Source organism: Psychrobacillus sp. FSL H8-0484 (genome assembly GCF_038005325.1).
GTDB lineage: Bacteria > Bacillota > Bacilli > Bacillales_A > Planococcaceae > Psychrobacillus.
In genome coordinates, this window is sequence record NZ_JBBOSZ010000001.1 from 1908216 (window position 1) to 1929187 (window position 20972).

Annotated in this window: 20 protein-coding genes and 1 other annotated feature; of the genes, 11 read left to right on the top strand and 9 right to left on the bottom strand. The window is 34.5% G+C overall.

Annotated features, from left to right (window positions below):
* Window positions 1-103: 103 nt before the first annotated feature.
* The 3 genes from csaA (at window position 104) to MHH81_RS09220 (ending at window position 2203) form a co-directional block, all read left to right on the top strand.
* Window positions 104-436 carry a chaperone CsaA gene (csaA, locus tag MHH81_RS09210; RefSeq protein ID WP_340925204.1) on the top strand — a complete coding sequence of 111 codons (333 nt, stop codon included), beginning with the start codon at window positions 104-106 and terminating at the stop codon, window positions 434-436.
* Between the two features lie 161 nt (window positions 437-597).
* Complete coding sequence (locus MHH81_RS09215) at window positions 598-1584, top strand: NAD(P)-dependent alcohol dehydrogenase (protein WP_340920363.1); 987 nt, start codon at window positions 598-600, stop codon at window positions 1582-1584.
* A 274-nt stretch (window positions 1585-1858) separates the two neighbouring features.
* The gene (locus MHH81_RS09220) at window positions 1859-2203 is read left to right on the top strand and encodes a hypothetical protein (RefSeq protein ID WP_340920365.1); all 345 of its coding nucleotides are present in this window, start codon (window positions 1859-1861) and stop codon (window positions 2201-2203) included.
* Between the two features lie 110 nt (window positions 2204-2313).
* Here MHH81_RS09220 and MHH81_RS09225 read toward each other — a convergent pair whose 3' ends face one another.
* Window positions 2314-2730 (bottom strand): DUF1284 domain-containing protein, encoded by a 417-nt coding sequence (locus MHH81_RS09225; RefSeq protein WP_340920368.1) that lies wholly within the window; start codon window positions 2728-2730, stop codon window positions 2314-2316.
* A gap of 533 nt (window positions 2731-3263) precedes the next feature.
* On the opposite strand from MHH81_RS09225, the gene MHH81_RS09230 reads away from it, so the two are divergent.
* The 3 genes from MHH81_RS09230 (at window position 3264) to MHH81_RS09240 (ending at window position 5404) form a co-directional block, all read left to right on the top strand.
* Window positions 3264-3794 (top strand): dihydrofolate reductase family protein, encoded by a 531-nt coding sequence (locus MHH81_RS09230; RefSeq protein ID WP_340920369.1) that lies wholly within the window; start codon window positions 3264-3266, stop codon window positions 3792-3794.
* Between the two features lie 472 nt (window positions 3795-4266).
* On the top strand, window positions 4267-4647 hold the full coding sequence (locus MHH81_RS09235) for a hypothetical protein (protein ID WP_340920371.1): 381 nt from the start codon (window positions 4267-4269) through the stop codon (window positions 4645-4647).
* 247 nt (window positions 4648-4894) lie between these two features.
* Window positions 4895-5404: a DUF3189 family protein gene (locus MHH81_RS09240; protein ID WP_340920374.1), complete on the top strand. Its 510-nt coding sequence runs from the start codon at window positions 4895-4897 to the stop codon at window positions 5402-5404.
* A 409-nt stretch (window positions 5405-5813) separates the two neighbouring features.
* On the opposite strand, the gene gndA is transcribed toward MHH81_RS09240, so the two are convergent.
* Window positions 5814-7229, bottom strand: a complete 1416-nt coding sequence (gene gndA / locus MHH81_RS09245; protein ID WP_340920377.1) for an NADP-dependent phosphogluconate dehydrogenase — start codon at window positions 7227-7229, stop codon at window positions 5814-5816.
* Between the two features lie 86 nt (window positions 7230-7315).
* Window positions 7316-8761 carry a glucose-6-phosphate dehydrogenase gene (zwf, locus tag MHH81_RS09250; RefSeq protein ID WP_445678132.1) on the bottom strand — a complete coding sequence of 482 codons (1446 nt, stop codon included), beginning with the start codon at window positions 8759-8761 and terminating at the stop codon, window positions 7316-7318.
* A gap of 661 nt (window positions 8762-9422) precedes the next feature.
* On the opposite strand from zwf, the gene MHH81_RS09255 reads away from it, so the two are divergent.
* Together MHH81_RS09255 and MHH81_RS09260 are read left to right on the top strand one after the other, a co-directional pair.
* Window positions 9423-10043 carry a cyclase family protein gene (locus MHH81_RS09255; protein WP_340920381.1) on the top strand — a complete coding sequence of 207 codons (621 nt, stop codon included), beginning with the start codon at window positions 9423-9425 and terminating at the stop codon, window positions 10041-10043.
* A 39-nt stretch (window positions 10044-10082) separates the two neighbouring features.
* Window positions 10083-10898 carry a Cof-type HAD-IIB family hydrolase gene (locus MHH81_RS09260; RefSeq protein ID WP_340920383.1) on the top strand — a complete coding sequence of 272 codons (816 nt, stop codon included), beginning with the start codon at window positions 10083-10085 and terminating at the stop codon, window positions 10896-10898.
* A gap of 359 nt (window positions 10899-11257) precedes the next feature.
* Here MHH81_RS09260 and MHH81_RS09265 read toward each other — a convergent pair whose 3' ends face one another.
* Genes MHH81_RS09265 through MHH81_RS09275 form a run of 3 tightly spaced genes read right to left on the bottom strand, consistent with a single transcriptional unit; the run spans window position 11258 to window position 12137 of the window.
* A complete protein-coding gene (locus MHH81_RS09265) occupies window positions 11258-11455 on the bottom strand; it encodes a hypothetical protein (RefSeq protein WP_340920386.1) in 198 nt (65 codons plus the stop codon).
* Window positions 11456-11464: 9 nt separating this feature from the next.
* Window positions 11465-11629 carry a YvrJ family protein gene (locus MHH81_RS09270; protein WP_340920388.1) on the bottom strand — a complete coding sequence of 55 codons (165 nt, stop codon included), beginning with the start codon at window positions 11627-11629 and terminating at the stop codon, window positions 11465-11467.
* Window positions 11619-12137: a sigma-70 family RNA polymerase sigma factor gene (locus MHH81_RS09275; RefSeq protein ID WP_340920390.1), complete on the bottom strand. Its 519-nt coding sequence runs from the start codon at window positions 12135-12137 to the stop codon at window positions 11619-11621. The genes MHH81_RS09270 and MHH81_RS09275 overlap by 11 nt, the downstream gene beginning before the upstream one ends.
* 629 nt (window positions 12138-12766) lie before the next feature.
* On the opposite strand from MHH81_RS09275, the gene MHH81_RS09280 reads away from it, so the two are divergent.
* Window positions 12767-14068, top strand: coding sequence for a helix-turn-helix domain-containing protein (locus MHH81_RS09280; protein WP_340920391.1), 1302 nt, complete (start codon window positions 12767-12769; stop codon window positions 14066-14068).
* Window positions 14069-14303: 235 nt separating this feature from the next.
* Here the strand turns inward: MHH81_RS09280 and MHH81_RS09285 are convergent, their stop codons facing one another.
* Window positions 14304-14963: a VC0807 family protein gene (locus MHH81_RS09285; RefSeq protein WP_340920393.1), complete on the bottom strand. Its 660-nt coding sequence runs from the start codon at window positions 14961-14963 to the stop codon at window positions 14304-14306.
* A gap of 1 nt (window position 14964) precedes the next feature.
* Window positions 14965-15717: a MerR family transcriptional regulator gene (locus MHH81_RS09290; RefSeq protein WP_340920395.1), complete on the bottom strand. Its 753-nt coding sequence runs from the start codon at window positions 15715-15717 to the stop codon at window positions 14965-14967.
* A gap of 172 nt (window positions 15718-15889) precedes the next feature.
* On the opposite strand from MHH81_RS09290, the gene MHH81_RS09295 reads away from it, so the two are divergent.
* Window positions 15890-16453, top strand: a complete 564-nt coding sequence (locus MHH81_RS09295; RefSeq protein WP_340920397.1) for a GNAT family N-acetyltransferase — start codon at window positions 15890-15892, stop codon at window positions 16451-16453.
* A gap of 452 nt (window positions 16454-16905) precedes the next feature.
* Here MHH81_RS09295 and MHH81_RS09300 read toward each other — a convergent pair whose 3' ends face one another.
* Window positions 16906-17331, bottom strand: coding sequence for a hypothetical protein (locus MHH81_RS09300; RefSeq protein WP_340920399.1), 426 nt, complete (start codon window positions 17329-17331; stop codon window positions 16906-16908).
* Between the two features lie 207 nt (window positions 17332-17538).
* Window positions 17539-17782, top strand: a binding site (T-box leader).
* A 51-nt stretch (window positions 17783-17833) separates the two neighbouring features.
* On the opposite strand from MHH81_RS09300, the gene ileS reads away from it, so the two are divergent.
* Complete coding sequence (gene ileS, locus MHH81_RS09305; RefSeq protein WP_340920401.1) at window positions 17834-20923, top strand: isoleucine--tRNA ligase; 3090 nt, start codon at window positions 17834-17836, stop codon at window positions 20921-20923.
* Window positions 20924-20972 lie beyond the last annotated feature (49 nt).

The following is a 20972-nucleotide window of genomic DNA, read 5'->3' on the forward strand; positions in this document are numbered from 1 at the left end:
GGAATAACAAACTATAATGTAGAAATAATAACCTAATTGAACCAAATGTCTTAAACCGAAAATAAATATTTTTTAAATTTTTTAGGAGGTAATTATTTTGAACATAACAACGATTGAAGAATTTCAAAAACTAGATATTCGTATTGGTACTGTAATAAGTGCTGAATCCTTTCCTGAGGCACGTAAACCATCAATTAAACTAAGGATTGATTTTGGTGAAGAATTAGGAATAAAACATTCTAGTGCACAATTAACAAAAAGATACACTCCAGAAATATTAATAGGTCGCCAAGTGGTAGCGGTTGTAAATTTTCCTCCACGTCGAATCGCTGGATTCAAATCTGAAGTATTGGTGATTGGTGGTGTTCAAGAAGAAGGTGATGTAGTTCTGTTAAAGCCAGATGAAACTGTTGAAAATGGTACACCGATTGCCTAGAGTCATTAAAAAACATAATAATTTCTAACTATATAATTGGGGGCTTCACGGGTGGCTAAAGGGGCAGGATAGTTTGAGAACAGTTATTGAAGAGTGAAACCGTTGTTCTATTTATTCGTATTCATAGATATTAATGAATATAACGAATTGGAGGAGAACTAATGAAAGCAATTGTTTGCACAAAGTATGGCCCCCCTAACGTTCTCCAACTGAAAGAGGTAGAAAAACCTACTCCTAAGGAAAATGAAATACTGGTAAAAGTAAAAGCGACAACCGTAACAGCAGGAGATATTCGGGTAAGGAGTTTTACAGTTCCTCTATCTTTTTGGCTGCCTGCAAGAATAGCACTTGGTTTTAGACGACCCCAAAAAGCTATATTGGGGATGGAGTTAGCTGGGGAAGTTGAGTCAGTAGGAGAAGATGTCAAGCTGTTTAAGAAAGGTGATCAGGTTTTTGCAGCATCCCAGGCGGGTTTTGGTGCTTATGCTGAGTATAAATGTCTGTCTGAAGATGGACCAGTATCTTTTAAACCATCCAATTTAACTTACGAGGAAGCAGCAGCCATTCCTATTGGGGCGCGAACGGCATTGTATTATCTTAGAAAAGCTAATATTCAGAGTGGCCAAAAGGTCCTTGTCTATGGAGCTTCAGGAAGTGTAGGAACTTATGCAGTACAGATAGCAAAGTTCTTCGGAGCAAACGTCACTGGGGTATGTAGTACGACGAATTTAGAATTGGTAAAATCTCTGGGAGCAGATCAGGTAATTGATTACACTGCAGAAGATTTTTCTATTAAAGGCGAGACTTATGATGTGATCTTTGAAGCGGTAAACAAGAGTTCATTTTCAGCTTGTATGAAATCGCTAAAGAAGGACGGAACCTATCTAAATGTCACTATACCATTACCAGGGATTAATATGTTATGGACTAAATTGACAAGCAGCAAGAAACTAATTTTGAGTCAAAATTCACCCGAAAATTCCGAAGCTCTAAACTTCCTCAAAGAACTTGTTGAGTCAGGGAAATTAAAAGTGGTCATTGACAGATCCTATGAGATTGAAGAGATAGTTGAAGCTCATAGATATGTTGAGAAAGGACACAAGAAGGGAAATGTCGTCATAACTGTGGAACATAACAAAAAATCCTAATAAATAAAGCACCTTTTGTATCAAAGATTAGGGCAGAGGAATTCATTTAATGTATTCATTGATAACATGGAACCTGTTTATTGGTTAGGAAAACATGGAAACACAAAAATGAGTTTTCAATTATGATAAAAATAGAGCTATCATTAATCTACCGGTGACTTTAGTTAAAGAACATGGGTTGCTTAGGCAGCTCTTTTTTCTTATTGAACTATAGGGGCTGGCTAATTCAATAAGCTGGTTAATTCAGAATCAACAAACCTTAGGAGGTGAATTAATGAAAAGAAGATTACTCTATTGTTTTTGTATCATTTTCTTGAGTGCCTGTAACCATTTCAGCGAACTCTTAATAGAGGATGAAATGGTTAAACTCAAAATTGAATGTACAAGTGGTGAAACGATTGAGATTGATGATCAGAAAACCATTAATCAGCTAATTAGGGAAATTAACGGTTCAAGAAGAGAAGGTACAGAAGAGATGGAATTCGAGAGTTTCGGACATCGAGCTACGCTTGAAAACGGTGATGGCGAGAAAAAATCTTTCAATTTGTTCAGCGGAGGGAAAGCCATTGTGTCTGGATACTATATTCACTCAAACATTGATGATTTTTGTGGGAAATAGTTTTATCAGTTAGAAATTCGTTTTTCCACAGACCTTTTCTTATTCAACAAACGGGTGCTTAGTTTAAACAATTCACCTCAAAATAGAACTATATAATAAAAGGGGAGGGCTTATTTCAGTTCCCTTAACCCCTTCCCTTCATGAATCTCTTTAATACCTTCTGCACAAACTCCGTATGACCGCCAGGAACAAGATTCACACACAATTTGAATGTCGGAGGGGACGATATACTTTCGGATGAGTGACTCAATGTCTTCCCAAATCAGAATTTGTCCGATTTTAAGCCCTAATTTCTCTAAAATAGCGGCATCTCTTTCATAAATATCGTCGGCTTGGCAGTGGTATTCACCTGAGTTTGGGTACTTTTCACACAATTGATCGGGACCCTTTACAATTTGGATTCTCATCTTGGGGGTGTCTCTCAAGCTCTGGTGCAGACGTGTCATATTTTCCACGTATTCTTGGGAATAGCCCATTCCCCGATAGCCCAAAAGGCAAAAAAGATGATGACCTCGCAACATATACATAATTTTCCCCCATTTCGACATGTTCGATTAAATACAAATGTTAACCAAAAAAATTTACCAGTAAACGAATCTTAATTATCATAACATATCACCCCTAATCAGTTGGACACTTATTAACGAGGCTTTAGTTGAACAAGAAATATGGGAAATAGCTTATACTAGATAATTAGGGGGGAATCCTTAATATGTACACTGTCCCTAAGAATCGTGGTAATGGTCTGGCAAGATAAATGTTGGAACAATGTATTGAGGAAAGTAAAAAAAGTGGAGTTAAACGAATTTGGTTACACGCATCAAAGGATGGAAAACCTCTATATAAAAAAATGGGTTATACCAAAAAAGATATTGAAATGGAACTGTTTTTATAACCGTAGTGTATTGAACTAACGCAGCGTTGGTTATAATTTACATTCTGATACCTATAAGTCTTTTTACTTTTGACATGTATTCGTCCTTTTTAAATAATAACAAGTTTTGTCGTAATTAATTGGTATACTAATTTTATTATCTAAAACAAAGGAATGGAGATTTACATGAAAAAACAGCGTAACATTATTTTATTCATTGGTACTTCAATTGATGGCTATATTGCAAATGATGATGGTACATTAGAGTGGTTAGAATCAACAGAAGTAGAAGGAGACTCTGGCTACAATTCACTCCTAGAACGAATTGACACTGTTGTTATGGGAAAAAGAACTTATGATGTCATTCGTGGATTTGATATGAATTATCCTTATAGTGATTATAAAAATTATGTATTTTCTTCTAGTTCTGTTAGTGGATCAGATGAATATGCTTCATTTATTGATGTAGATGTCAAAACTTTCATTAAAAATATAAAACAAAAGCCTGGTAAAGATATATGGTTAATTGGTGGAGGAATCTTAGCTAGTGAATTTTTTAAAGAAAATTTAATTGATGAATTTCAACTAGCCATTGCACCTATTATTTTAGGGAAAGGAATCTCCCTTTATAATGGAGATGATATTACTCAAAAATACACATTAACCAAAGTAGAAAAATTAGGTCAACTAGCTATGCATCATTATATAAAAAAATAATTCTCATCATCTTTCCCTTTTTAGTAGGGGAAGATTTTTACCTTTCCAACCACATTTTTAAACTGAAATCCGTTCGAAAATTAATATATGCTTATATAACTAACGAATGCATTAGTTAAACCAGACCATCATTTTTCGATGGTCTATTTTTACGTCCAAAACATCAAGTAGATTTCGGCGATCCATTGTGAAACGCTACACTTAAACTAAGGCATTTAGTTTAGTTGAATATGCATTAGGTTCATTGTCATTACGCAAAGACACGGACATTTTTAAAGGACGGTGATAATAAGGAGAAGAAAACGTATAAATATAATTAAGACGTTCAACTAGTGGTAGCATTAATCAATAAGATTACGCTTTTTACGAAGAACTTATCTCATGGATAAAAATGGAAATAAAAAGGAGTATTTGGAAACATGAGGAAATGGTGATCTAATGAATCGAATGTAATATACAAAAGGGGTGTATTATGAAAAAATTACTTTTAGTTCTGGTTATTTCACTTGGACTGATATCTTTAGCGGCGTGTAGCGAGAAGGGAAAAGTATTCACCTTTCAAGGAGAAGGGGAAAATTGGCGAGCTAGTTATGAAATAACTGACTCTAATTTTTCATATACTATTTTTTATATCGGTAAAGAGAAAGTTCCTGAAATGATTGACTATAATATTTCCCATAATTATAGAGGTAGAAACTTAGAAGTAAAAAACTATCCCATAAATGAAGATGGCTTAATTCAATCAACAACACCAGATAATAACGGAGATCAATTACTTCAAGTGGATGAAAGTATTACCGTAACGATAAGTTGGGATGGTAAAGAAGAAGAACTTATTTTACCACGCAAATAACAGATTTTGAAACAACCAAGAAATAGAACTTATTATTAGGTTTCAACTAGCGAAGGCTTTAGTTTAATAAGAATAATTAAAGTAAACGGTGATCTGTTGGCTTTCTTGCCGCAGTCGGAACATTAAACGCAGCGTAAGGTAGCGGTATTTTTTATGTAAATTTATTACTTGTTAATCAAAAGAATTGAGTTTAGATTTAGATTTAATGCCCATAATAGTCTAAGAAAACAATTCAAAGGATGATATCGTGATTTATATATATAATGACTATGGTGGAACTCATACTACAGCTCTGGCAGCTGCATATCATTTAAATGAAATTAGTCAATCAGAACGAGAACTGACAAAAGAAGAAATATTAAGTGTAAACTATTTCAATAAGTTAACTAAAAAGGATTTTGGAAACATCATTTTCCATGGGATAGATGGAAATGGAGACTCAGTGTATACAATAGGTCGGAAATCTTCTAAACTCGTTGTTCCAGCAATGAAAAATTTAATTTTATTGATTCAAAGTAAACATCAATTTCATGAACAAATAATCTTCTCCAATACATCACCAACTGTACCATTAGCGATGTCGATTGGGGGTTTTTTGTCTAGAGGATTAAAAATTGATTTTATTGGTGTGCCATTATTAGTTATTGGTGCAAAACAATGTTGTGATAATATTTTTCGGTTGGTAGAAAATACAAAACAAATAGCCCAAAACAATAAGGATCAAGTGATTATTTTAGAAAATAACGAATTTAAGTAAACACTTTTTTTTAATTCTATTTATTTCTGTTATAAAAAAATTCTTTAAAATGTAAGAGATTGTTGGTTTACAGTAACATTAAACGCAGCACAAGCTAGCGTTATGTTTAATCCCTAATGCCATAATGAATAATTTAGACAATCTTGAGGTAGGGCAATTTGTTTATGACATTCTTGTGGTTTCTATTATTTCTACTTGGCTACTATATAGATATAAAGATATCTTCAAGTAACGAATATATTTGTTGAATATTCGCTTTCCGAAATAATCAATCTTTATTACTAAAATCCCTATATAGGGATGAAAAATAGCTCCTTTTTGATCAATCTTTGTTCCAAACCAACAAAAAGCATCTGGTGCTCTAAACGACTCAGAGTTGTTTTAGCATCGGATGCTTTTTTGTTTATTGTTATTTGGCTGTCCAAGAAGTATGAAACACCCCATCTTTGTCTATACGCTGATAGGTATGTGCACCAAAATAATCCCGCTGTGCTTGGATAAGATTAGCTGGCAACGTCTCCGTACGATAACTATCATAGTAAGCTAAAGCACTTGATAAGGCAGGAGTTGGAATTCCTTGTTGAATTGCCAAGGTCAGTACTTCGCGAAGGTAATTGTGATATTCTCCAACTATTTCTTGAAAGTACGGGTCAACTAACAGGTTAGGCAAATCGTTATTACGGTCAAAAGCATCTTTAATCTTTTGTAAGAACTGCGCACGAATGATACAACCTCCACGGAAAATCATTGCGACATCTCCGTAAGGAATTTTCCAACCATACTCCTCAGATGCTGCACGCATTTGGGAAAAACCTTGCGCATATGAACAAATTTTACTCATATACAAAGCTTTACGAATCGCTTCAATCAAATCAGTTGAATCACCTACATACTTGTTCAATACAGGGCCTTTAAGTATTTTACTTGCTGCAACTCGTTCTCCCTTAACAGAAGAAATAAATCTTGCAAACACGGACTCTGTAACGATTGGAAGAGAAACACCCAAATCCAGTGCATTTTGACTTGTCCATTTTCCTGTCCCTTTTTGCCCAGCTACATCTAAAATTTGATCAACAAGTGGTTTCCCAGTTTCTTCATCCATCTTGGTGAAAATGTCCGCGGTGATTTCAATGAGGTAGCTATCAAGCTCTCCTTTGTTCCACTCAGAAAATATTACATGCAATTCCTTAGCTGTAAGACCAAGTGCATGTTTCATGATAAAATATGCTTCTGAGATCAGTTGCATATCCCCATACTCAATTCCATTATGAACCATTTTCACATAGTGTCCTGATCCATCAGGTCCCATGTACGCATTGCAAGGAGTTCCATCTACTTTAGCTGAAATTGCATCAAGAATCGGTTTAACCTGTTCGTAAGCTTCTTTTGAGCCTCCAGGCATAATCGAAGGGCCGTTACGAGCTCCTTCTTCACCACCAGAAATTCCGGCACCAATGAAATGGAGCCCAAATTCTTTTAAGTCTGCTGTCCGTCTATTCGTGTCTTGATAGTATGAATTTCCTCCATCTATTAAAATATCCCCTTGTTGAAGGTGAGGGATAAGAGATTGAATGACTGAATCGGTTGTATCTCCAGCCTTTATCATCAATAATATCTTGCGTGGAGTTTCTAATGAAGCGACAAAATCTTCTATACTGTAGGTACCTTGAATATTTTTGTCTTTCGCTTCTTTGTTGGATAATTCCTCCGTTCTATCAGTCCAGTAATCATAGACAGATACCGCATAGCCTTTGCTCTCAATATTTAACGCAAGATTCATTCCCATCACGCCTAAACCTATAACACCAATTTGTTGTTTTATCATATTTTTACCTCATTCCTTCGCGTTGTTTAGCCTAATATGGAGAAACAGTTTTCTAATTTGTTTTCCCTTTTGATTTTAACGTTTTCCTACCACCACTTAAATTGATCGGATAGCAATAATTGACTTGCCTCTTCTGGACCTGATGAACCAGCAGGATAAGGATATAAAGGTAACATATCCTCCTGATATGCTTCTAATAAAGGTTGAATCCACTTCCAAGATAATTCGACTTCTTTCCAATTAGCGAAGAATGTGGCATTACCGAGCATTGCATCAAATAAAAGAAGCTCATATGCCTCTGGTAGACCTTCCGAATTGGTTGAGAAGTTAATGTAAACAGGATCAAAACGATTACTAGAAGGATCTTTCATGTTCACCCTTAAAGAAATACTTTCGTCCGGACTAATCTCGAGGATCAATAAATTCGGAGTGATTCCTTCAATTGGGAATGATTCTTTCACCTTATTCTTAAACTCAATGACAATCCGTGTAGACTTCTGATTCATTCGTTTCCCCGTGCGTATATAAAAGGGAATTCCACTCCAAGATGGATTATCAATATATAAGCGTGCAGCGAAATAAGTATCATTTTTTGAGGAACTATCAACTCCTTGTTCTTTTTTATAGCCAACTACTGGATTATCGAAAATCTCTCCTGATTCGTATTGGCCGCGAACAACATTCTGGTATACATTTTCTTTCAGGATTGGTCGAATAGATTTCATAATTTCCATTTTATTAACACGAATTTCTTCTGCGGTTATTTTTTTGGGAAGGTCTAGTGCTGTCATCATTACTAACTGAAGAAGGTGATTCTGAACCATATCACGAATTGCTCCCGCTTTATCGTAATAATCAGCCCTAGTTTCTACCCCAACGGTTTCACTTGCTGTAATTTGGATATTAGCAATTTGATTATGATTCAACAAAGATTCTAGTGCAGGGTTGGCCAATACTAAGGTTTCAAGATTTTGGACCATTGGTTTTCCAAGATAGTGGTCAATTCTGTAGATTTCTTCTTCACTGAAAGTTTTGCTCAATTTCTTATTTAATTGCTGTGCAGATGCAAGATCACTTCCAAATGGTTTTTCGACAATGAGACGCTTCCAGCCTTTGGTTTGACTTACACCACTTGTATGAAGATTTGACGTAATAACATCAACTAAACTTGGTGCAACAGATAAATAGAAAAATCGATTTTCTGGTATGTCTAACTCTTTTTCTCTGTTTTCAATGAGTTCGTTCAAACGTTGATAGGATTCTTTGTCAGTCGCATCAAATGCACAGTACCGAAATTTGGTTAAAAATCTTTGCAAACCAGAAGTTTGAATATCTCTTCTAGAGTATGCTCGAAGCGCTTTTTCTACTTTGGACTGAAACACTTCGTTTGAAAAATAGTTTCTGCCTAAACCAACTATAGATATAGTATCGGGTATTTTTCCATCAAGATATAAATTATATAAAGCAGGAAATAACTTTCGTTGTGCTAGATCTCCTGTTGCTCCAAATAATACAAAGGTCATGTCTTGCATGGACCATTCTTCTGACTCAATTAAATATTCTTTTACGTCAATTCCTCTAGAGGGATTTTCGTTACCCATATTCAATTCCCTCCTACTTATATAATCAGTATTTTGTATATCCATAATGATAATTGCAACAGTTCTGAGTATACCGACATTCGTTATTATTCTCTTATTCATGATTATACTTTTATTCGTTATTATGAGGAAGAAATTAGAAAGAATGCATAAGCAAAAAAATGAAAAGCCATCACCCTAGTCTGGTTTACTTAATGTGAATATGTATAGGAGTTCGGGTGCGTACTTCCATCCCGACTTTTGCCAATAGAGTTTTGTACTATATTATCAAAAATATTGAAACCTGACTAAGATACTTTAATGAAAGGATGAAATTGATTTATTTTCACGTAATATCGATATTGTTGATATCAGAATTCCCGTAATCCATAAAGAAGGTCTTGTCGGTTCTGGTTCAGGTGAGCTCCAATACTAGAGCTATGACGAAGAAAGCAATTTAGACTCAGGCTTATTTAACACTTTATTTATAGTGCATGAACAATTGAATATCTATAGAACCAAAGTAGTTTTACTAGACAACATCATTCATAACGTGCGAGGATAACTTTATATCTAGATAAAAAAATAAATTAAATAATGGGGGTTTGATAAAATGAAAATATACGATGTAACAGGTGCAATTTATGAAGGAATGACCGTTTATAAGAATAAACCGGAAAAACAACCAAAAGTAAATCAAATAACGAATGGATATGTTACTGAAACACGGTTGGAGTTCGATGTGCATACAGGAACCCACATTGATGCACCACTACACATGGTTGTTGGTGGAGATACGTTTGAAACGATTCCATTAGATAATCTTGTAGGGCAGTGTAAGGTATTGGATTTAACTGGGTTGGAAAATGAAGGAGTCTCAAAATCCGACTTAGAAGGTTTTGAGATTCAAGAGGGCGATTTTGTTTTATTAAAAACGAAAAATTCATTTGAGGAAGCATTTAATTTTGATTTTATTTATCTAGCACAAGACGGAGCAGAATATCTTTCTGAGGTAGGTGTTCGAGGGGTTGGAATCGATGCACTTGGAATCGAAAGAAGTCAAGAAGGGCATCCAACGCATAAAATATTGTTTGCAAATGACATCATTATAATAGAAGGACTTCGATTAAAGGGAATAGAGCAAGGAGGATACTTTATGGTTGCAGCACCAATAAAATTAGTAGGTACAGAAGCTTCACCTGCACGAGTGTTGCTATTTGAAGGGCTAAGATAATATTTACTGTTTATTAATAACATTACAAGGAGCGTTTCTATGTTTAAGATGATTGCGATCGACCTTGATGGGACGTTACTCACAGACGAATTTATGATTTCACCGGATACAGTCATAGCTATTCAAAAAGCGGTTGGAATCGGAACAATAGTAACGATTGCTACTGGTCGTATGTTTCCTTCTGCAAAACTGATTGCGCAACAGTTAGGTATCAATGTACCACTTATTACTTATCAGGGTGCAATTATTAAGGATGTTAATGAAAAAGAAGTAATGTATGAGCGCCTGATTTCTCCTGAAATTGCACAAAAGTTAGTGGAGATTGCTTGTGAGAAAAAAATTCATTTACAAGTGTACCAAGATGATATTCTCTATAGTGCATCGGACAATGAAAAGCTTATAACTTATTCCGAAGAAGTCAAGGTCCCGTACACGGTGGAACCAAATCTTTTCAAGCTGGCCAAAAAAGGATTTACAAAAGCACTCTTTATTGAAGAACCTGATTACCTGGATACCTTGCAAGAAGAATTGCGAACATTGTTTGGCGTGCGTGCTCACATCGCGAAATCAAAAAAACACTATCTTGAAGTTACCCACCCAGAAGCAAACAAAGGGAGTGCCCTGCTGCACCTGGCGAAAAAGCTTGGCATTGACCGTTCAGAAATTATCGGTATAGGTGACAACTACAATGATTTCGATCTTGTTTCAACAGCTGGCTTAGGCATAGCAATGGGCAATGCTGTAAAGGAATTGAAAGATATTGCTGATTACATCTCACTTACAAACAATGAAGAGGGAGTACTCCATGTGATAGAAAAGTTCATTTTAGAGCCTGCCAGTGTGATTATCGAATAATGAAATAGGCGGTAGTTACTAGCTTCCGTCATGGTTAAACTGCTGTTCTTACTGTTTGGCTACAACGGGTTACTTAAGATACTTGGAAAGATAAGTCCTATTTCTTCTCGAACTTTATCCAACACTCGCATCGTAATGGCTGATTCGTTGAAATGAAAATGACAAAAAGTTATTTTCCTATATTAGCAGAATTATCTTTTAGTTACAAAAGTATTTTCTTATTAAAAGTGAGTGGACACGGTCATATTTTGGTACGTTTTATTATCTCTTGTTCTAACTAAAACTAAATTAACCCCATCCATTTATCATATGGATGGGGTTAATTATGATACATGTAATAAGTTAACTCTAACTTCAAATTATAAAACCAGTTCCTCTCCTAAAAAGTCGAAAAAGCCAGGGACTTCTTGCATAATGTTATTTTGAATTATTTTAATAATGCGTTCTTTTAAATCCTGTTCTAAGTCTTCTCGATATTCGTTGCTTGTTTGAAATAGTACACTTCGCAGTTTAGGTTCTAGCTGTTTTAAAATTGACAGGATATGCGTTTCGTCCATTTTTTTTCCTCACTTTCTTTTTTCAATGTTATTGTTCACAACATTCGTAATACTGTGAATGGCATTTTCAAGTGATTCTATTTTATTTTCGAAACGATGTAAGAGATAGATTGTAACGACAATTGGAAAGCCAAAGTTGCCAATTAATTGTACGATGTTCCCTTCATCTAGCATAAGTAAGCTCCTTTCTAATATATTTAATTACATTTCTTCTTGTCTTTGAAACAGCTTGTTGCGTAATTCCTAATCGTTGTGCAATTTCTTTATCTGTCATTTCCTTAACGAAAACAAGTGAAAGTATTTCCTTTTGTCTATCTGTAAGTTTTCTTAAACATTTAAATAAGTTTTCACTAGTTATATGATCCACAATGTCTCCAGAAAGACCAATTGAATCTGCAAAAGCTTTCTCATGGTAAATTGGAAACATATCCAAATTACTTTCAAGTGTTAGTTGGTTTCTATCCCGATAAGAACGCATCTTTTTATCAAAATGTTTACTCTCAAAGTGTAAAACCTTTATTAGATAAGATAAGATTCTAAAATTTTGGTAGAATTTCTTAAATTCCAAATCAATGCGTAATTTTATCTCTTCAGAATTGGTGTTTTTAAACTCATCCAATAGTGATCTGTTTGTAGGGCATTTTAGGAACTCTTGAATTATTTTCTGCTTTTCGTCATTCATTTTATCACTCCTCCACAAATAAGAATCTACGTTCTGATTTAGCGTGTGAAAAGTAATGTTTTATTTCTTAAGCTTAAGATATATCTTGTCCTATAAAGGGGATTTGATAGGTTTTTTTACAACTACTTTTCAGTTAAATCGTAATAAAAATAAAATTTTTATTGACATTTGCAATATTTTTTGATTATGTGTGCGGAAAGCTGTTCCACTTGCTTGTTTCCTTGTCCAAAAGGTTAGGCTAGGTTTCTGAATCATTAGGTGTAGGGATTTATTTGATCATAATCCACTTAAATTGATTAAAACTTTTTGATAGTATAACTGGAAAAAAATATAATATCTTTCCTAAATATTACTAAAAAAATTGTTCTATTAGAACATAAATAAGATGGGAAATATCCTAAAATAATTACATGTAATTGCTTCTAACTTCTATGGATTTCTTATAATGTGGAAAATTTAATAATATTTATTAATTTTAGGATAAAGAGTGTTTTTTTAATTGATATTTTTCTTTCGCCGTACATATGATTTTATATACTAACTGTCGGTTGATGTCGAACGATTGATAAAGGTATTTTAACTTTTTTACAGAATTATTAAATGTACTACGTTCAAAGAGGTGGAGAAAAATGAGTAGTATTGGTCATATCATAAAACAAGAGCGATTAAACCAGAATATCAAACAGAACGTATTGGCAAAGGGAATTTGTTCAACATCCTACCTCAGTAAAATTGAAAATAATGCAACTGTCCCAAGTGAAGAAGTACTAATGTTTTTGCTAAAAAGACTAAATTTAGAGATAGTAAATGTGCCAAATGAAGACGAGGTACTAGTTGCTTTTTATGAATTGTATAAAAACGCAATCATAAAGAGGAATAAGAAATTAATCCGAGCATCGTTGCATAAGTTTACTAGTCAAAAGACCTACTTTTTGCAATTGAAAAATTACTATACCTATCATCTATATCTGTTTCGGCTCCAGTTAGTGCTTAATGAAGAGATGGATAACCTACAGCCCTCTTATCATGTCATGATGAAAATGGAAGATGATTTAGACAACAAGCAAAAATTTATGATGAATTTAAATCTTGGTCTTTATCATTATTTAAATGGAGATTATACAAAAGCATTAAGCCGTTTAGAGAGTTCGCTAAAATTCATTCATCATGTATCAATAGAAGAATGGGAGTTGGCAGATTATTACAATGTGCTTAGTTTGACATATTTTTATTGTAATGAATTTTTTAACGCAATTAATTATGCATCCAAATCATTGCTGTACTATAAGGACAATCTCTTATTTGAAAGAGCAATTGATAGTTACATCGTTATAGGTATGGCACATAAAAAAATGAGAAAATACGAAGAAGCAGAGAGGAACTATTATTTAGCAAAAAAGCTGGCAGTAGACTACAGACTATTTCATTATGAGGGGGTGATCTATCAAAATCTCGGCTCATTACATGCAATCCAAGAGAGGCATGTGAAGGCAATTGAGTTTTATAAGCTTAGTTTAAAAAGCAAAGAGGGGAACAATAATGCAGAAGGATCTTTGATAACTATTCTTTCGATCATAAAGGAGTATTCTAAGCAGAATAACCATGTGGAAGTCCTTGAATGGTGTAAAAGAGGCTATAAGGCAATGGAAGAAATAAATACTAAACATAATGTAGAAAACCCATCCTATTATTGTCACTTAGAAATATATAGAGCTCTCCATTCATTAACGGATGACATTGAATTCGTATTAAAGAAAAGTATTAATCATTTCGAAATGGTCGATGACGATCGACATGTACAAAAGTATTCCATTGTATTGGCAAATTATTATTTTAAGCAAAAAAAGTTTAAAGCAGCTGACTTGTATTATCAAAAATCAATTAAAATATTATTTAAACAAAAATTTATTAACCAATGGGAGGATTTATAAATGAAAAAGAAAAGTGTTCTATTATGGTTGTGTGTAGCAGTGATATTCAGCTTTCATATGACAACTAACACAAGTAATACTATGGAAGAAGAAGGCCCTAGACCAACTGGTATAGACCATTCTTTTATTTGATACTAGCAAACAATTTACCCTGAGACTAAAAAAGTAATCCATCTATGTGTAGCTACAAGATGGATTACTTTTTTTAAACGCTTTGAATCTTCTTTTATTTTATTCATTTGGATTCAACTGTTTGGACTGGTTTTAACCATTCAATATTATTTTTCTTCGTGAATAGAATTGCTTTATTCCCTGCATATAAAAATCCAGCAAATATAAGACCTGAAAATGCATACCCCAGTACTTTTCTAACAACAATTAAATGCATAAATGCGTCAGCCCCATGTTTCATAATTAACCAGACCATGATGGAATTCATTACAAGTCCCCGAATAACAAAAATGGCCGTAACCAACTGAAACCATTTTACATTCCCTTTTATGAAATATAAATCTTTACAATCTTCCCTTGGATACCCTTGTAGATGCATGAACTCTATTGCGAAATATATTGCTAATGGCTTTTGAATGATCATGGAAATAATATAAATGAAAGTAAAGCAGTAACTCAACCAGACAGAATTCCAAAGCATTTGAATAGCAGATCCAGCTAGTAAATCAAGTATGGAGCTAAGCAGTAAGGAAGAAATGATGAAAACACCAACCAAATTAAATTGTCGGTCTTTAATGAAACGAAAAATAGTATAAACGATTGCTGGAAGCGTAGATAACAACATGGCATAATAATCTCCTATGATATCTCTTCCGTAAGTCCAGATAATGTAGGGAAGTCCCATATAAACAAGTAAATCTAGCATGATATAATTTGTTTTCATATTAGTCTCCTTGACCTTTCATTTTAAAGTAATAAGTTATTGCCTTCTCGATAAAATCTACAACTGCAGGGTCAAATTGATACATTCCTATTTCTCCTTTTGTCTCTTTTTGTATATTCCATGCTTTATGAGCTAGTGCATTATTCCCGTTAAAGATAATTTCACTTAACGCAAGCCATCTTTGAGCCAATTTTTGTGCTGCAGGACTTGTATTATCTATTTCTATATTTTTTCTAATATCATTTATTAGTGTTGTGAAGCTCTGAATCACTTCCATATCATCTCCAACCTTTGGGAGTTGTTTTAAGTATTGAACTTCATCTTTTGAAAAATGTTTGTTCCAAATCTCTTCGTATACGTTTATAGGAGTAGGAGTGGAATTCATAGGGATATGATCAAAAACATCTTTCCAATTCGCAAGTTCCTCTAATTCACTCACCTGAAGTAGATACCGAATAGAGCGTGTCCTTTCTTCCAAACGCTTTTTCTCCAGTTCTAACACTCGCAATTGCATGGTAAGAGCTTCTTTATGACTTAAATGCTGATGTTCTAGCATTTGTTGTATAACAAGTAGATTAAATCCCATCTCCTTTAACACTTTTATATATTGAAGTTTAATTACTTCTTGCTCTGAGTAATACCGATGCCCACCATCACTTAAATGTGAAAGAGTTAACAAACCTATTTCATCATAATATCGAAGGGTTCTTACTGTCGAATTGCTCAATTTAGCTAAATCTCCTATGGAATACATTTTATGCCACCTTTTCAACTTCTTTTATTCATTATAAAACCTTACGTAACGGTAGAATCAATAATTATTATAAAAAATTTAATATTTTCTAAAAATTCATTCTAGTGTAATGTAGAAATATAGATAAAGTATTTTTGCTAAAGTGTTGAAGCTCTTGGGTAGGAGGAGAATAATGAAAAAGACAACCTTATTTATAGAAACCGAACGACTTATTATTAGACCATTCCAAAAAAAAGATTATGCTAATTGGTATGAAGGGTTCGATAATCGATTACCGTCGCAGTATCCCTACGATGATGGACATTCCGATATGGCCACTTCCACGGAAGAGTGGTTTATCAATTGGATTGATGGATTTCAGCAGGCAGCTGAAAGAGATGAGATGTACATATTAGGGGTATTTCGAAAAGAAGATGGAGTAAATGTAGGGAAAGTAGAATTGATCACTATTCTAAGAATGGATTATCAATGGGCAATGATGGGATATTCAATACATAATCAGTTCTGGAAAAATGGATATGGACTTGAAAGTTTAAAAGCAGCAACTGCATTATTCTTCACTGAATTAAACTTTCATCGGATCGAATTACATATTAATACGGATAATGAGCCATCCAAAAAATTAGCGGAGCGGGCAGGATTTACATTCGAATGCCTGAGAGAAAGATTTTCGTTTGAAAACAATGAATGGACGGATTTTTTGATTTATTCTCATATTAATGAATCAATTTCATAATTTCTATTTTCATGAGAAAACACGAACAATGCTAAAGGAAACTAAAGAAATATATATTTTACATGGAATAAAGTATAGTTGATTTCCGCTATAGGCGGACGCTTTCCGTGTGGTGAGCGATAAGCCATCACCACAGCTCACGCGTCGTTTGTGATTTCTTATCTGTCTCACTCATCTCGCTGGAGTCACCGCCTACCGCTTGAATCAACAAAGTGATAAATGTTTACTGACATAACGTGTTGCCTATAGTTGCAGGAGGGCGACGGAAGGTCGAAAACCACAAGACTATCGAAAAAGGAGAGTAGGATCGTGACTAGCGTCACGAACCTACTCTCCTAAAAATTCCGCGGTAATGATGTAGCTAAAGTCCACTCCAAAGCAATCCGGATACCTCTGGGAATAGGTTTTGCTATTAAAGAGCGGATAGCGATTTTCTTCATTTAAAGTGAATATCATTCTTTTGAATATTCTTGGGTATAATATTCCATACCTTCTTTATCCACAATAATGCGTTCTCCAATTTTTTCAAACTCCAATGATACACCGTCGTCAGCAGTAATATAATAAATATCACCTTTTGTTTTAACTTGGACATTTTGGTAAAATTTCTTAAACCTTATATCTGGTTTAACGTTTTCTAATTCTAAAATCTTATCAATGCTACTTTTTTCTTTGGAATGTCCATAGTAAGCACTAATCATTAGTTCATTTCCAATGACTACAATCAACTGATTACTACGGCTAGTAAAGCCTGAATCTTCAAAATCACTGGCTTTGGCAATATATGCTGGTTCCTTTGTAGCAGATTCTTCTGAATATGCCACAAATAAAAAGATCAAACTGATACTTAAAAATAAAAGTCCTAACCTCTTTTTCACTTCACCGCTCCCCATTCCAATTAGTGAAATACCTTTATTTACATACGTTCACAAGACAGTTAAGTTTCAATATTTACAGATATTTCAATTTAAGGTAAGAATCAATAGAACTATATTTCCATATTTCACTTTAAGCCAACAAAAAAATATTTAATTAGTTTGACAACTATAAATGTTTTATGTTAAATTCATCCATAATAAAACCATACAAATTCGTTGATGAGAAAAAGTAGTTCATGGAACTGTTCTAAAGAGAGCCGGTAGTTGCTGAAAGTCGGTGTTCAGTCCATTTACAAAAATCCTCTCTGAGAAGTCGAGCTGAAATTGAGTAAGTAAGACCGGGTGTCTACCGTTAAAAGGAACGCGTATGATTGTACGTGGCTAAGTGCTATTGTGGAGCGAAAGCTTACAATAGAATTAGGGTGGTATCACGGTTAAACCCGTCCCTTTCCAGGGACGGGTTTTTTGTATGTTTTATTAATAATAATAGGAGTGATATCAGATGGTTAAAACGAACGAAAAAGAATCTGTTTTACGAAGAGAAGAACGGATCCGAACACAATGGTTGAAAGAAGAAATCTTTAAAAAATCTATAGACTATAGAGACGATAGTCCATCTTTCGTATTTTATGAAGGTCCACCCACTGCAAATGGATTGCCGCATGTTGGGCACGCATTAGGACGTACGATTAAAGACGTTGTTGCTAGGTATAAAACAATGACGGGACATCAAGTAATACGTAAGGCAGGATGGGATACACACGGTTTACCAGTGGAATTAGGAGTAGAAAAGCAATTAGGGATTTCCGGTAAAAGTGATATTGAAAAATACGGTGTGGAAGCATTCATTAACAAATGTAAAGAAAGTGTTTTTGTCTATGAAAAGCAGTGGCGAGCGTTTACGGAACAGCTTGGTTATTGGGTGGACATGGAGGATCCCTATGTCACGTTAAGTAATGCTTATATTGAAAGTGAATGGAATATACTTGGTACTATTCATGAAAAAGGGTTGTTACAAAAAGGACACAGGGTTTCTCCGTATTGCCCTAGTTGTCAAACGTCGCTCAGTTCACATGAGGTGTCACAAGGTTATAAAACAGTGAAGGATTTATCTGCGACAGCTAAATTCAAACGTACAGATCGAGACAATGAATATTTTCTTGGGTGGACGACAACACCTTGGACCTTACCAGCAAATGTCGCACTAGCTGTTCATCCATCGATGAAATATGTTCGTGCAAAACAAGGGCAAGACATTTTCATAGTAGCGGAAGCATTAGCAAGCTCGGTATTAAAGGAAGGTTATGAAATACTTTCTGTACATCAAGGTGAAGAATTGAGAGACATACCATATACTCCATTATTTGATTTTGTAGATGTGGAAATCGGTCATAAGGTCGTGACGGCTGATTATGTATCAGCAGAAAGTGGAACAGGGATAGTCCACATTGCACCAGCTTACGGAGAAGATGACTATAAGGTGGTAAAGGAAAATGGATTATCGTTCGTCCATGTGGTAGATGAAAAAGGAATGTATACTTCCGAGGTTTTAGGCTTTGAAGGAAGATTTGTCAAAGACTGTGATGTAGATATTGTTCGTAATCTTGCTGAAAAAGGATTACTTTTTCATAAAGAAAAGTACGAACATAGCTACCCTCATTGCTGGCGTTGTGATTCACCTCTTTTGTATTATGCAAATGAAAGCTGGTTTATCCAAACAACTGCTTTGAAAGAACAATTTATCCAAAATAATGAAGGAGTAACTTGGTATCCAGAGCATATAAAACACGGCAGATTCGGAAACTTTTTAGAACAAATGGTAGATTGGAATATCAGTCGTAAACGTTATTGGGGAACACCGCTCAATGTTTGGGAATGCGAAATTTGTAATCACCAAATTGCACCGAAAAGTATAGCAGAATTAAAACAGTATTCGATACACCCTATAGAGGAGATCGAATTGCATAAACCATATGTAGATGAAGTGAAGCTCCAATGTTCAGGTTGTAGTGGGACAATGACAAGAACTCCTGAAGTCATCGATGTTTGGTTTGACAGCGGTTCTATGCCCTTTGCCCAATATCACTATCCATTTGAGCATAAAGAGCTATTTGTAAAACAATTCCCAGCGGATGTAGTTATTGAAGGGATTGACCAAACACGAGGATGGTTTTATAGCCTACTCGCAGTATCCACTTTATTTACAGGTAAAGCTCCTTATAAACGTGTATTGTCTACAGGTCATATTTTAGATGAAAATGGACAAAAAATGTCTAAAAGTAAAGGGAATGCTCTGGATCCAGTAGAGTTAATTCAAAAGTATGGTGCAGATGCATTAAGATGGGCTTTATTAGTCGACAGTGCACCATGGAATACGAAACGCTTTTCCGAACGTATTGTACAAGAAGCAAAGTCGAAATTAGTGGATACTTTAGACAATGTGCATAGTTTTTATTCGCTCTATGCTCATTTAGATAACTACAACCCTAAAGACGATATTGAAGTGAAGAAAAATAAGTTGGATGATTGGATATTATCTCGTTTGCATAGCACGATTAAAACAGTTCGAACAAACTTAGATGATTATCATTTTACAAATGCAGCAAGAGAAATTGCGAAGTTATTAGAGGAAGTCAGTAATTGGTATGTAAGACGATCCAGGGAGCGATTTTGGTCAAGTGAGATGAATCCAGAAAAGGCGGCTGCATACAAGACGCTCTATGAAGTGTTAACTAAAACTAGCCAATTGTTAGCACCACTAACGCCTTTTATTGCAGAAGATGTGTATAGGAATTTAACTGGTGAAAGCGTACATTTATCAGATTTCCCATTAGCTGATGACCTCTTAAGGAATGAAAAACTGGAAAAAGAAATGGATGCTGTTCTGCAAGTAGTAGAGTTAGGGAGGAGTATAAGAAATACGACCTCATTGAAAATAAAACAACCACTAGCTAGTTTGTCATTAATGAGTGCGAATCAAGGATTAAACTGGAATCTATACGAAGATATCATCAAAGATGAGTTAAATATAAAACAATTCGAAAAAATGCATAATGAAGAAAAATTGATATCGACAAAGATAAAACTCGATTTCAAAAAATCAGGTGCTAAGTTTGGAAAGCAGTCGAATGCTGTGAATACATGGCTTCAATCTTTGGACGCGGATCAAGTAAAACAATTTATGGAGGTGGGGTTTATAGAGGGATCTATAGATGGGAAAGTTAAAGTGATGGTTGAAGATGTAATAATGGAAAAAGTAGCGAAGGAAGGATATGCTTCCGCAACAGCAGGAGAATATACAGTTACGTTAGATATATCGTTAACCGAAGACCTAATCCAAGAAGGAATGGCTCGTGAGTTAATTCGTGCAATACAATCCTATAGAAAACAATTAAATCTACCAGTTGATATGAGAGTAGACATAACAGTAAATACGGATGAAGAACTACAAAAAGTAATTGAAAAGTATAAACATATGTTGCAACAAAACTTGTTAATGCGAAACCTAGTGATATCTCCAAATAGAGTGAAAGGAGCAGAAATTAAAATAGGGATTCATCATGTTTCATTACAAATAGAAGCGATAAACTAAAGACGCTATCTATTTTTACTGAGACACTAGTTGAAATGACCTAAATACA